The 12839-nt window shown below is 41.1% G+C and carries 10 protein-coding genes; 5 read left to right on the top strand and 5 right to left on the bottom strand.

Annotated features, from left to right (window positions below):
- Window positions 1-81 precede the first annotated feature (81 nt).
- Together BMW53_RS01610 and BMW53_RS01605 are read left to right on the top strand one after the other, a co-directional pair.
- On the top strand, window positions 82-984 hold the full coding sequence (locus BMW53_RS01610; RefSeq protein WP_038557772.1) for a DUF8429 coiled-coil domain-containing protein: 903 nt from the start codon (window positions 82-84) through the stop codon (window positions 982-984).
- Between the two features lie 98 nt (window positions 985-1082).
- The gene (locus BMW53_RS01605; protein ID WP_038557774.1) at window positions 1083-1862 is read left to right on the top strand and encodes a radical SAM protein; all 780 of its coding nucleotides are present in this window, start codon (window positions 1083-1085) and stop codon (window positions 1860-1862) included.
- A gap of 299 nt (window positions 1863-2161) precedes the next feature.
- Here BMW53_RS01605 and BMW53_RS01600 read toward each other — a convergent pair whose 3' ends face one another.
- The 5 genes from BMW53_RS01600 to BMW53_RS01580 all read right to left on the bottom strand — a co-directional run bounded on the left by BMW53_RS01600 (window position 2162) and on the right by BMW53_RS01580 (window position 9414).
- Window positions 2162-3025 (bottom strand): DUF4382 domain-containing protein, encoded by an 864-nt coding sequence (locus tag BMW53_RS01600; protein WP_051567738.1) that lies wholly within the window; start codon window positions 3023-3025, stop codon window positions 2162-2164.
- A gap of 135 nt (window positions 3026-3160) precedes the next feature.
- The gene (locus tag BMW53_RS01595; RefSeq protein WP_139177996.1) at window positions 3161-4069 is read right to left on the bottom strand and encodes a Cbp1 family collagen-binding glycoprotein adhesin; all 909 of its coding nucleotides are present in this window, start codon (window positions 4067-4069) and stop codon (window positions 3161-3163) included.
- A gap of 182 nt (window positions 4070-4251) precedes the next feature.
- Window positions 4252-5598, bottom strand: coding sequence for a sigma-54-dependent transcriptional regulator (locus BMW53_RS01590; protein ID WP_038557778.1), 1347 nt, complete (start codon window positions 5596-5598; stop codon window positions 4252-4254).
- Window positions 5599-5658: 60 nt separating this feature from the next.
- Window positions 5659-6936 (bottom strand): MFS transporter, encoded by a 1278-nt coding sequence (locus BMW53_RS01585; protein WP_038557780.1) that lies wholly within the window; start codon window positions 6934-6936, stop codon window positions 5659-5661.
- 75 nt (window positions 6937-7011) lie between these two features.
- The gene (locus BMW53_RS01580; protein WP_038557782.1) at window positions 7012-9414 is read right to left on the bottom strand and encodes an ATP-binding protein; all 2403 of its coding nucleotides are present in this window, start codon (window positions 9412-9414) and stop codon (window positions 7012-7014) included.
- A gap of 232 nt (window positions 9415-9646) precedes the next feature.
- Here BMW53_RS01580 and gpmI point away from each other — a divergent pair, with 232 nt between their 5' ends.
- From gpmI to BMW53_RS01565, 3 genes are all read left to right on the top strand, one after another.
- Window positions 9647-11179 (top strand): 2,3-bisphosphoglycerate-independent phosphoglycerate mutase, encoded by a 1533-nt coding sequence (gene gpmI, locus BMW53_RS01575; protein WP_038557783.1) that lies wholly within the window; start codon window positions 9647-9649, stop codon window positions 11177-11179.
- 96 nt (window positions 11180-11275) lie between these two features.
- Complete coding sequence (locus tag BMW53_RS01570; RefSeq protein WP_038557785.1) at window positions 11276-11851, top strand: DUF3109 family protein; 576 nt, start codon at window positions 11276-11278, stop codon at window positions 11849-11851.
- A gap of 251 nt (window positions 11852-12102) precedes the next feature.
- Window positions 12103-12684, top strand: a complete 582-nt coding sequence (locus BMW53_RS01565; protein WP_038557787.1) for a hypothetical protein — start codon at window positions 12103-12105, stop codon at window positions 12682-12684.
- The last annotated feature ends 155 nt before the right edge of the window (window positions 12685-12839 follow it).

Below are 12839 nucleotides of genomic sequence, written 5' to 3'. Positions count from 1 at the left end.
GGATTCTGTAAACGAATTTGCCACCGCATAAAAGATTATTATTTTTGTTTCGTTTATTTCTAGAATAAAAACATAACATACATGAGTAGCCAGATTGATGCGATGCAAAAAGATTGGAAAGACAAGAGAAACAATATAATTGTTATTGTTCTTGCTGTGGTATTGGCAGTTGTATTGGTGTTGTTCTTTTTGCAACGACGCGATCATAAAGTGATAATGACCGAAATCAAGGCTGAGAAAGACTCCATTCAATTTCAGTTAACCGAAATTGCTGCCAGTTATGATTCGTTAAAAACCGAAAACGATACGATTAGCGAACAGCTGTTTGTGGCACAAAACAAAGTAAAAGATTTGCTGATTGAAGTGGAACAGACCAAAAAGGTAAGTTTCTCGAAAATTTCAGACTACCAGAAACAGGTAACCACTTTGCGCGGTATTATGCGCGATTTTGTGGTGCAAATCGATTCGCTTAACCGGCGTAACGAAGAGCTGATGGCCGAGAATCGCGAGGTAAAACAACAATACAAAGAGGTTGAGCAAACCAATCAACAATTGAATCAGGAAAAAGAACGCCTGCAACAAAACCTGAAACGGGCCGCCATGCTCGAAACACGTCAGTTGGTGGCAGAGCCTTTGAATACCCGAAGCAAGGAGACCAAATTTGCCAAACGTACCGCCAAAGTTCGTATTTATTTTGTGTTGGGGCAAAATGCAACGGCCAAACGCGGGCCAAAACAGATTTATGTGCGAATTATGCGCCCCGATCAGTTGTTAATGGTAAAATCGGAAAACGATGTGTTTCAGTTTGAAGATTTGAAAATTCAATATTCGGCAATGCGAGAGGTCGTTTACGAAGGACAGGATTTGCCGGTGGCTATTTTCTGGGACAATACCAACGAGCCTGAAATGATGCCGGGAACTTATACGGTTAACCTGTTTGCCGATGGAAATGAAATTGGCGAAACAACTTTCGAGATCCAGTAATTGGTAAGCGTCGGGATTTATTCGTGCAGATACGAGACCTGGCTTTCCTTTAAAAATCAAGCCTTTTCAGTAATTCAAAAACTGTAAAGATCTATTTTATGGCAACATTTTTATTCGATAAAATAATATTCGGGCCGGTAAAAAGCCGCCGTTTGGGAGTTTCGCTGGGTATAAATTTACTGCCTACCGAAGCCAAAGTTTGTTCGTTCGATTGTATTTACTGCGAATGTGGTTTTACGCCGGGTGAGTATAAGGAAAAAGTTTCTTTTCCGTCGCGTGCCGATGTAAAAATGCGGCTGGAGGTAAAACTGCACGAAATGGTGGCTGCCAACGAGCTTCCCGATGTAATTACCTTTGCCGGAAATGGCGAACCAACTTTGCATCCCGAGTTTGCCGGAATTATCGACGACACCATTGCCTTGCGCGACCAGATTACTCCTGATGCCCGAATTGCCGTGCTTTCCAACGCAACAATGATTCACCGTAAATCGGTTTTTGAGGCATTGCTGAAAATAAAAGACAACATTCAGAAACTGGATTCGGCTTTTGAAGAAACCGTAAAATTGCTGGATTGCCCAAAAGGGAATTTCAAGCTATCAAATACCATCGAACAATTGATTGCATTTAACGGGAAGGTGATAATCCAGACCATGTTTGTGCGCGGAAGTTACAAGGGCAAAACCATTGATAACACTACTGAAGAAGAGGTTTCGGCCTGGGTTGAATTGCTGAAAAAAATAAAGCCCCTGCAAGTAATGATTTACACCATTGCACGCGATACGCCGATCGATACTTTGGAAAAAGTTCCGTTGGGCGAATTGAATGGTATTGCGCAACGGGTGCGCGAAGCCGGTTTTGATGTGCAGGTTTCGGGTTAAGAAAAGAGATTGCCCAATTGTTTTAAAGCTTGCTACTAACTGAATTTTTTGAGCCCACTGAACTTTTAACAGGCAAAGGATGGAGCGCCGTTGTTAATCGGAAAGTTGTGCTAAGCCCATTTCTGCAACTTAGCAATTTCAATTCGTAAGCCGATGAGTTAGCAGCCACAACAGTTTTCATGAAGGCTGGCTTTAAAACACAAAAAAGGCTGCCCGAATTAACGAACAGCCCATACTTGAAAACCACTAAACTTAACCAAGCTGATTGATTGTAGGTTGGTCTTAACTCTGGCAACCATTTATTGTTCCGGGGTTAATACAAAGTCAATCTGGGTTGATTGTCCTTTTAATACATCCACATTCCAAATCGTGTCGGTCAGGAAATTATCCTGCTCCGCAATCATATAATAAGTTCCTTCTGGTATTCCAATAAGTTTATACCCGCCCATTTCATTGGTAAAGGCAGTTGTTATTAAACTGTCTTCTTCCATGTCGCTAACTTCGGTCCAAAGATTAACAGCAGTATTAGGCAAAAGTACATTCGAGGTATCGCTAACAGTTCCCTCAATTCGTCCGGCACGGTCGAGCAGTACACAACGAACAACCGGTTTAAAGTTAAATCCATTAATCATTCCGTCTTTCCAGTTTCCTTTGGCTACAAACGATTTGCTTACGTCAAAGTCGAGCAATACGTCAGAGGTTTCGCCACTGTTAATTGTTAAAGCAGGTTCTATTTTAATTTTTAAACCACTGCTGGTTCCGCTTGGTATTTTCAAATCAAACACGGTTTCGTCGGTTAATATTACTTCGGCATCAACTACATGCAAACGCATCATGTCGTATGTTCCGACTTCCAGTTCAACAGAGGCCAGTTGTTCAGTAATTCCGTTCGAAAGGCTTAGCAAGTCAATTTCAAAATCATCTTCCATTAGGGTAATGAATGAAGCTTCTGTTGTGTCGTTTTCCTGTTTTCTGATTTCAACTTTGTCGATTGTTACAATGGTTTGAGACACCAGGCCAATAGGGAAAGGAGCATCGGTAAGATATACGTTGACTTTTCCTTTTCCTGCTGTAATACCGGTGGTTTCGCTCTCGTCGCTGCATGCCACCATTAATAAAATTCCCAATACAATCGTTGTAAGTGCTAATCCAATTTTCTTCATTTCTTTTTCGTTTATGTTTTCTTATGAAAGGTGTTTGTTTGCCAGTAATCGGCTTGGGAGGTTTTTGTGCATAAAAACGAAAGCAGAAGGGAACAACCTCTGTTGCCCGCGCCCCTGCTTTCAGCAAACCTATTATTATTTAATTTCTATTACTGCGTATTTTGATATCTTCCAGAATTCGTCCGGATTTTCAATATTCAGGTAGGCAATTACGCCATCTTGTTCAACAAACGAGTAGGAGCTATCCGGATGTTCTGAAATGATTGTTGCTTCGTTTGAAAACAAAGGAATACTCTTGGTTTCCTGAATGTTCAGCTCCGTAAAATAGTTCTGGTCCAGGTTTCTTTTCAGCTTAACTTGTTTGCCTAATCCAAGGAAACCACCGCCTTTTGTCAAAACGTTATGTTCTTCCAGTTCTTTATAGGTTCCGTAGGCCACAAAACCTTTGTTTAGCTGGTAAATCTTTTCGTCTATCAGTTGTTGCTGTTGTACTAGAGTGTCTTGTTTCGACTGAAGAACGGTTTGCATCGTATCGATGGTTTGCGACATATCGGCCAGCATTATATCTCGCTCTTCAATTTGCTGCTGAAGCGCAACAATTTGTGTATTTTGCTCCTCAATACTTTGATTTAGCGCTGCAATTTTCTTTTTGAATGAACTGATTTGAATGCCGGAATTTTTCAATTTACTTTCCAGTTCAGCAATATGCTCGCTGCTTTTTTCCAGCATATCATTCATCAGGGCGATGTCTTCAACAATCGCTTGCTTTCGGTTGTAGTTGCCTTCTTTTTGCGACTCCACCGATAAAACCTGACGTTTTTCTTTAATAAATTTCAGGTTCTGCTCAATTTCATCAAAAGCGCCAACCAGCTCGTTCACCATCGAATCGCGTTCCTGTAACTCTTGGTTTATACCGGCATTTTGTGTTTGCAGATCGTTAATTTCGTTGTTTTTTTGGGTGTAAGTTGAAATACCAACCAAAGCAGCAATAACTATTATTGCCACTAAGCCAATGCTAATTGCATTTTGTATTTTTCTATTCATTTTCATGATCATTTCCTCCTCATTCGTTTTTTTTGGATTATTGAAATCATTAATGCCAATTGTTGTGCCATGAAAATTCTAATTCCGTAATGAGTTAGAAATGAGGGGGTATAAAAAATGAAGAAATCTAGAATTCTATCAATATGATAGTGGAATTATCAAAATGATAATCGAGTAATTGCTTATTGATCCTCTTTGAGCATACGATAAATAGTAGCAATGCCAATATCCAGTTTGTCGGCAACCACTTTGGGTTTGTTATCGTATTTGTCGAGCATGCGCTTTACCAGGCGGAGGTTGTATTCGCGGAGTGTCAGTTCTTCGGTTAGCAGCGCTTCAATGTTTTCGGCATCTTCGAGCAGCAAATGTTCTGCAGTAATTTCTTTTTCATCGGCAAGTGTTACTGCCAGTTCAATAACCGATTTTAACTCGCGCACATTGCCCGGGAAAGGATAGGCCAGCAATTTTTTACTGGCAGAAGGCGAAAGTAGTTTCTGCTCCAGTTTATTTTCTTTGCAAAACTGCTGAATGAAACTTTTTGCCAACACAATAACATCATTTCCTCTGTCGCGCAATGGCGGAAGATCAATGGGCAAGCCATAAAACCGGTAATAAAGGTCTTGGCGGAAATTGCCTTTTTTCACTTCTTCCAGCAGGTTTTTATTGGTGGCAATTATAATGCGGCAATCGATTTTTACCGCTTTGTTGCTGCCAATTCGTATAATTTCTTTTTCCTGTAAAGCCCGCAAAAGTTTTGCTTGCAGCGAAATGTCCATTTCTGCAATTTCATCCAGGAACAAGGTGCCCGAGTGTGCTTCTTCAAATTTCCCGATACGTCGGGCTGCAGCTCCAGTAAAAGCGCCTTTCTCGTGTCCGAAAAGTTCGCTTTCGATCAGTTCGTTGGGAATGGCAGCCATGTTTACCGGAACAAAAGGCTGCCTGGCGCGCGACGAATTGTAATGAATCGCTTTGGCAACCAACTCTTTTCCGGTTCCGGTTTCGCCACTTATTGAAACGGTAACATTGGTACGTGTGGCTTTTTCGATCAGGTTGTAAATTTTTTGTGTGGCCGGACTGTTGCCCACAATCGTATTTTCGTAACTGTATTTCTTTTTAACCTCCTGGCGCAGCGATCGAATCTCGTCTTTCAGCTTAAATTCCTTGCTGATATTATTCACGGTGTTCAGCAGTCGTTCGCGAATGTCTTTCGATTTTACAATGTAATCGTAAGCACCGTGTTTAAGCAGATCGACAACCACTTCAATATCGTCTTGTTCCGAAATGAGAATAACCTGAATATCGTCGTTAATGGCCTTTATCTGCTTAAGCACTTCCAGCCCTTTCATGTCGGGCAGTCGGTAATCCAGCGTAACAACATCGGGAAGTTCATGAAGATTATTCAAAGATTCTTTGCCGGTACCAAAAGCCTGTATTTCATAATCCGGATTCATCGAAAGATTATGCACCAGCAAGCGACGGTACCATTCGTCATCTTCAACAACAAATATTTTAATGTTCTTAACTTCCATTTTTAGCTGCTATCTGCTATCCTTTTGTTCTAAACTCAATATTGTATTGTTCGCTCAAAACTATTCTTTACTTCCGCTTGGTTCTTCCAGCCCGTGTCCTTTTGGTCCGGTTTCGGCACGGCGTAAAAGAAAACTAAAAATCAAGCCAACGATCCCAAGAATGCTAAATATCCACATTCCTGGAATATAACCTTCCGGATTGCTTGCCGATGCGCCCGAAACATCGTTGGTTAAGCCAATTAGCCAGGCCATAGCTGCTACGCCAAGTTGCTGCAGCAAAGTCATTAATGCATAAGCGGTTCCCAGTTTGCTTTCTTCAACAATATAGGCTACGGATGGCCACATTACTGCCGGAATAAGCGAAAAGGAAATGCCCATTAAAGTTACGGGAATGTACAACGACATGTTTCCGTAGGCGAACATCAAATATACCGGAAGAATTATTATTGATCCGATGAACATCATTAATGCCCGGCGCCCGATTTTGTCGATCAGCAGCCCGATTACCGGAGTAGCAAACATGGTAGCCATAATTAAAACGCTATTGAGCTTGCCTGCCATTTGCTCGGATACACCGTGCGCATCCTGGTAAAATGTGGGTGCAAATCCGCGGAACGGGAATATGGCCGAATAGAAGGTTAGACAAAGAATTACCACGTACCAAAACGATGGGCTGTATTTGAATAAGCCTTTAAAGTCGAGCTTTTCGGTTTCATCAGCTTTGCCAAGCACATAGCGTTTTTGTGTCCAGCGTTCGATGAAATAATAGATTACACCGCCTAAAAAGCATAGTAGTCCGATTCCTGCGGCAAGGTACAGTACCGGCTGCCATCCCATATCGTAAATCGAGCTGGCCCAGGTATTCGAGCGGTCAACAAAATAAGATCCGCCCCGGCCAATAAGCAGGTTGATGCCCAGTGCAAAACCCAATTCTTTTCCTTTGAACCATTTTGCCAGCGCAACTGTAAGCGCAACAATTAATGGTTCACTTCCAAATCCTAAAATGAATCGGCCGATGAGGATTACGGTTAAGTTGTCGCTAAAAGCCGTAATAAAACCGGCTAAACTGCAAATGGCACCAAACAGCACCATAGAAACGCGAGTGCCGTATTTGTCGATAAAAACACCGCTGAAAAACAGAACGATTACGGCGGCAATACTGTACATCGTATAAAGCTGGCCGATGTTCGTCTGGCTGAAACCCAGTAATTCGATAAAATCTTTGGCTACGTAAGCAACACTGTCGTACATATAGTAGCTTCCAAACATGGTAAGGCTAACAGCTACCAGTGCTACCCATCGCAGCCATCCTGGTATTGTAACTTGTTTATTATGCATATAATCTCGGAATTGATTTTTAGTAAGCAACAAATGTATTGAATATGCCCGGATTCGAAAAGGAATATTTATCGCTTATTCGAACTTTTCGTTGAGAAGTGTATTTAGTTCCTTGTTCAGCGCTACAATTTCATTGTTTAGCTGAGCGACTTTTTCTTCGATAATTGTTGAATGGTTCCCCCTTTTTGACGCTTGCTCCAGTTCTTTTATGGTGTTGTAAACTCCGGTTACATTCATGTATTTTACCGGCGATGCCAGTTTGTGTGCCAGTTCGGCAATGGCGTCGTAATTTTTACTTGCCAGGTTTTCATCGATCGATTGCATACTGGCGTCGCTGGTTTTTAAAAACAGGTCGATCATTTCTTTCAGGAATTCGGGATCGCCGTTTCCCATTCGTTTTAATTCACTCATATCGGGGCGATAGATCAAAGTTGTTTCCTGTTTTGTATTTTTTTGTGTCGGTTTTTCTTCCACGGTATTACAAATAATAGTATACAGAGCCGCTTCATCAAAAGGTTTCTTCAGCGAACTGTCAAAGGCACTTTTTTCACCTGAATTGACAGAATCGGAATTTGCCGACAAAGAAATGATCCGCGCTTTGTGTCCGGTTTCTTTAATTGTGCGTGCAGCCTCAGTACCGTTCATTACCGGCATTCGAATGTCCATAAGAATTAGCGCGTAGTTGTTTTGTGCTGCCAAAGCAACCGCTTCCTGTCCGTTTTCGGCTTCATCAAAATTAACTTTCCATTTGGTAAAAATGCTTTTTAGCAGGTGGCGGTTAAAAGCTTCGTCGTCAACAATTAATACCGCTTTCCCTTTTAACACTTTGGGTGTGTCGAAGCTTTTAAAAGTTTGCTGAAGTTTTTCGCTGTTTCCTTTTTGCAGGGGAACAGAAACAAAAAAGCGGGTTCCTTGATTTACTTCACTTTCAACCGATATTTTTCCTCCGAGCAAATCGACCAGTTTTTTTACAATGTAAAGTCCCAGACCGGTGCCGCCTGCTTTTTTATTGATGTCGGTATCCAGTTGCACAAAATCATCAAAAATCTTCTCCTTGCTTTCTTTGGGTATGCCAATTCCGGTGTCTGAGATTTCAAAGTTGAGCTGTATTTGTTTGTTCTGTTCTTTGAAATCAACGGCTAATCTGACTTCGCCTTCGTCGGTGAATTTAAGTGCATTGGTGATGAGGTTATTGAGTATCTGTTTCAGCCGGCCTTCGTCGCCAAACAGTACCAAATCGTTTTCCCAATTATTCTGGATGTTGAAACTGATGTTTTTAGCTTCAGCGCTCGGTTTATTGTACAGTTCAATTTTATGAAGTAAATCGTTCAGCGAAAAATGCACGGGTGCCAGCTGTATGTTTTGTTTTTCCAGCCGTGAAAAGTCGAATGTATCGTTAACCAGTTCCGCTAAATGTTTGGTGGAGTCGAAGATTACCCGCAGGTCTTCCTGCGTTTTTTCGTCGTGTTGTTTTTGTAAGAGTTGTTCGCTCAATCCGTAAATGGCGTTAACGGGCGTTCGCATTTCATGGCTCACGGTGGCTACAAACAGTTCTTTGGTACGAGCCAGATTTTCGGCATGGGTTTTGGCTTTTTTCAGCACTTTTTGGTAAGAACGCGATTTTCGCAGATCGCGGAAAAACAGAATTAAAACCAATATCAGCAATAAAAACACCGACAAGGCAAAGTACGATAAACGTTTGTAGGTTTCGTTTGCCAGCAGTTCCGCTTCCTGCGATTGTTGCAGAAAACTTTCTTCTTCCTGCCGTTCCAGCGCGGTAATAATTTCTGAAAGATTTTCACTGATCTCAAGGTTTTTGCGCATGTAAACCGCTTCGGCCGTACTCATTTGCTGGTTTCGTTGCTTGAGTTCCTTTTCAAGCGTCTCAATTTCCTGTTGCAGGCGTTGTTTTTCTATGGTGCGGTCAACAATTATCGGTTCGGGTGGTTCCTGTTTTTTTCCAAAAACACGTTTGAAAAAACCTTGCTTTTCCGGTTCTTCAAAATGAATGGTATCCTGAACGGTTAATACGGTGTCGAGCGTTTCAACATATTGGTTAAACGCCTCGTGTTCGTTTCCGCGCGAAAGGTGAAGTTTGAGAATTTTTTCCCAAACAACCATTTTTTGTTGGGACAGTATCAATACTGAATCAACCAGCATTTGCCGACTGCTGTCGACGTTGTAGATGGATCGTAACTCTTCAAATTTTGTTTCAAGCGACTCGTTTACGTTTCTATAATTCTCGAGGTAATCGTTGTCGTTACTGAGTGAATAAAGCCGTACCATGTTTTCAGTCTCGTTCAAATCCATGGCTACATCTTTCACAAGAATAAGTGTATTGTCGGGTTTCGATTCGGAAAGCATGGAATTGACAATTTCGGATAAGCTTTTGTACACAAAATTTCCCGACAATCCCAATAACGAGATGATTACGATGGTAAGCAGAATAACCGGTATTTCAATCTTTATTCGTTTCATTTAAGTCTGTTCTGAACTAAAACGGGTACAAGCTTTAGAACTTGTGTGGCGTAAAAATTTATACGTGAATGTTATTTCGCAAAGCACACTCTACAAAATTAATTTAATAACGGCAATTAATTCCAAAAGATTGTTAAATCAACCTGAACATATCGGTTGTAATTTCCTTTCTATTTTAAAAAAGGATATTTTTGTCCGTTCTAAAATTGTTAATTAATAAAAACAGAATATAATGGCTGATAATCAGAAGACTTTATTGATGATTCTCGATGGATGGGGAATCGGTGACGGATCGAAAAGCGACATTGTAGCTACTGCTCCAACTCCTTTTATTGATTCGTTGATGGAAAAATACCCACACTCGCAATTGTTGGCAAGTGGAGAAAATGTTGGTTTGCCCGACGGGCAGATGGGAAACTCGGAAGTAGGTCACCTGAACATTGGTGCCGGAAGAGTTTTGTACCAGGACATGGTGAAAATTACACGTGCCATTAAAGACAAGTCGTTGTGGCAGCATCCGCAAATTTTAAAAGCGTACAACTACGCAAAAGACAATAAAAAGAAAGTTCATCTGATTGGCTTGATCGGCCCTGGTGGAGTTCATGCTTTAAGTTCGCACATGGTAGCGCTTTGTCAGATTGCTACCGACATGGGGCTGGAAGATGTTTTCATCCACGGTTTAACTGATGGGCGTGATACCGATCCGCGCTCAGGTTACGGTTTTATTGAAAACGACCTGAAAGCGCTGGAAGGAACAGTTGGAAAATTTGCTTCGTTGATTGGTCGTTACTACGGAATGGACCGCGACAATAACTACGATCGTTTGAAATTAGCTTACGATTTATATACGCAAGGTAAAGGTGAAAAATCGACTGATATTCTGGCTTCAATGAAAGCATCGTACGATGCCGGTGTAACCGACGAATTCCTGAAACCTGTAGTAATGGTTGACGAAGCCGGCGAACCACTGGCAAAAATCGAGGAAGATGATGTGGTAATTTGCTTTAACTTCCGTACCGACCGTTTGCGTCAGACAACTATTGCATTTACCCAGGAAGACAAACATGAGTATGACATGCACACCATGAACCTGCAATGGTATACCATGACAACTTACAAAGCCGATTTTAAGGGTGTTAACGTGATTTTCGAAAAAGAGAACGTTATCAACACCATGGGCGAGATTGTTGCAAAAGCGGGTAGAAAGCAAATCCGTATTGCTGAGACTGAAAAATACGCGCACGTAACTTTCTTCTTCAGCGGTGGCCGCGAGGCGGAATTTGATGGTGAAAGCCGAATTCTTATTCCTTCGCCAAAAGTTCCTACTTACGATCATCAGCCGGAAATGTCGGCTCCGGAAGTGGCAAAAGCAATTGTCCCAAAATTGGAAAACGGTGAGGCTGACTTTGTTTGTCTGAACTTTGCCAACGGCGATATGGTTGGTCATACCGGTGTTTACGAAGCGGTTTACAAAGCAGTTCAGGCGGTTGACGCTTGTGCGAAAGAAGTGGTTACTGCCGCTCAAAAAGGTGGTTACGATATCATGATTATTGCCGACCACGGTAATGCCGATAATGCGGTTAATGCCGACGGATCGGAAAATACAGCACACTCGCTGAATCCGGTTCCTTGTATTTTTGTTACCGAAAAAGAAGGAATTACGTTGGATAACGGTATTTTGGCTGATGTTGCTCCAACGCTGTTAACCGATATGGGGCTTGAAGTTCCTGCTGAAATGACCGGTAAAAACCTTATTAAGAAATAAGAATATACTTTATATAGAATTTCAAACCTTGCTTGTGTTACAAGTGAGGTTTGTTTTTTTAATATTTGCAGACAATTAATTTTAAAATTTAAAGTAGTGATAGAAATTGGTCGTGCCATAGTAAGCCGTGATGTTTTTGAGAAACATTTTCTTTGTGATATATTAAAATGTAAAGGAGCTTGTTGTATTGAAGGCGACTCTGGTGCACCGCTTACCGATGAAGAGGCCATTCTTATTGAAAAAGATTATCATACTTTCGAAGACCTGCTTCCCGAAAAACACAAACGCGAGGTGGAAAAACAGGGTTTCTCGGTTATCGATAGCGATGGCGATTTAGTAACGCCACTTGTTGATAACCGTCAGTGTGTGTACTCTTACTATAATAAACAGGGCATTTTAAAATGTGCCATCGAAAAAGCGTATTTTGAAGGAAAGACTAAATTTCGTAAACCTATTTCCTGTCACTTGTTTCCCATCCGTATCACCGAATACAAACGTTTTGATGCCGTAAACTACCAGGAGCTCGATATTTGTAAGCCTGGCCGTAAGTGTGGTGCAGCCGAAAAACTTCCGCTGTATAAATTCCTGAAAGAGCCGCTTATTGCAAAATATGGTGCCGAGTGGTACAAAGAGCTTGAAATTGCAGCCGACTATATTCTGTCCGGGAAATAACCTGGTTTGAAGCAAAATTCCCATTTATTTTTACCCAGTTTTAATTGTCCCAAAATGCAGATGTGTCCCAGAAATTAAAATAGTGTCCCGTTATGGGATGTGAATTGATTTTGGCACGAAGTTTAAGTCGTTGAAAATCAGAGTTTGGCATGTTTTGGCATTAGTGTTGTTTATTAAGAAGCGTATCCGACCCTAAAGGATACAACAGCTTTTTGAAGAAAAAATTACAAACAAATAAACAACACAACATCATGAAAAAAGTAACATTTTTATTAGTAGCAGTATTAGTTTTCGGAGTAGCAAACATTGTAAAAGCGCAAGACACAGATGAGGCAAGTCACTCATTCGGAGTAAAAATTAATCCTACCGCATTGGTTGATATTGAAGGAGTAACTGCTTTTACTTTAGAACCTGTTGTAGGAACTGAAGCAGGTGCTCAGCCGTTTAGTTTTGAAGGAGTTAAAAATGACGCACACTGGCTGAATTATACTTCAGTAAAAGATGCCGACAATGAAACTCGTAGTATTACTGCAGAATTGTCATACGAAGGAACAACACTTCCGGCAGGAATGAGTATTGTATTAACTCCTGATGCGGCAACAAGTGGAGGTAATGGAAACAAAGGAACTGTAAATGAAACCGCAATTACTTTAGATCAGAATGCAGAAGGAGGTCACACTATTGTAAGCGGCATTGGAAGCTGTTATACGGGTAATGGAACAAATGCAGGCGTAAACCTGGTTTATTCGCTGAAATTGAATGAAAATAATTTCGGCACCATTGAGGCTGATACATATACGGCAACAGTAACATATACGATTTCAGATTTATAAAGATAAAGAGATAAAAAATAAGGGAACAGTGGGGAGCCGTCTCAAATTAAGTTTAGAGGCGGTTTTTTTTATGTTGTTCGTTGCTAATAGAATAAAGTCTGCTTCCGGATCTGTATCGCAAAACAGGATTAGATTGCGAAAAAAAAATGGAAATG

The sequence above is a fragment of the Draconibacterium orientale genome, from assembly GCF_900111425.1.
Taxonomy (GTDB): Bacteria; Bacteroidota; Bacteroidia; order Bacteroidales; family Prolixibacteraceae; genus Draconibacterium; species Draconibacterium orientale.
The sequence above is the reverse complement of the archived record's forward strand: the minus strand, read 5'-3'. Positions and strand labels throughout refer to the sequence as shown.

Coding starts and splice junctions, on each gene's coding strand:
- BMW53_RS01610 (WP_038557772.1), top strand. CDS start 82: ATGAGTAGCCAGATTGATGCGATGCAAAAAGATTGGAAAGACAAGAGA.
- BMW53_RS01605 (WP_038557774.1), top strand. CDS start 1,083: ATGGCAACATTTTTATTCGATAAAATAATATTCGGGCCGGTAAAAAGC.
- BMW53_RS01600 (WP_051567738.1), bottom strand. CDS start 3,025: ATGAAGAAAATTGGATTAGCACTTACAACGATTGTATTGGGAATTTTA.
- BMW53_RS01595 (WP_139177996.1), bottom strand. CDS start 4,069: ATGAATAGAAAAATACAAAATGCAATTAGCATTGGCTTAGTGGCAATA.
- BMW53_RS01590 (WP_038557778.1), bottom strand. CDS start 5,598: ATGGAAGTTAAGAACATTAAAATATTTGTTGTTGAAGATGACGAATGG.
- BMW53_RS01585 (WP_038557780.1), bottom strand. CDS start 6,936: ATGCATAATAAACAAGTTACAATACCAGGATGGCTGCGATGGGTAGCA.
- BMW53_RS01580 (WP_038557782.1), bottom strand. CDS start 9,414: ATGAAACGAATAAAGATTGAAATACCGGTTATTCTGCTTACCATCGTA.
- gpmI (WP_038557783.1), top strand. CDS start 9,647: ATGGCTGATAATCAGAAGACTTTATTGATGATTCTCGATGGATGGGGA.
- BMW53_RS01565 (WP_038557787.1), top strand. CDS start 12,103: ATGAAAAAAGTAACATTTTTATTAGTAGCAGTATTAGTTTTCGGAGTA.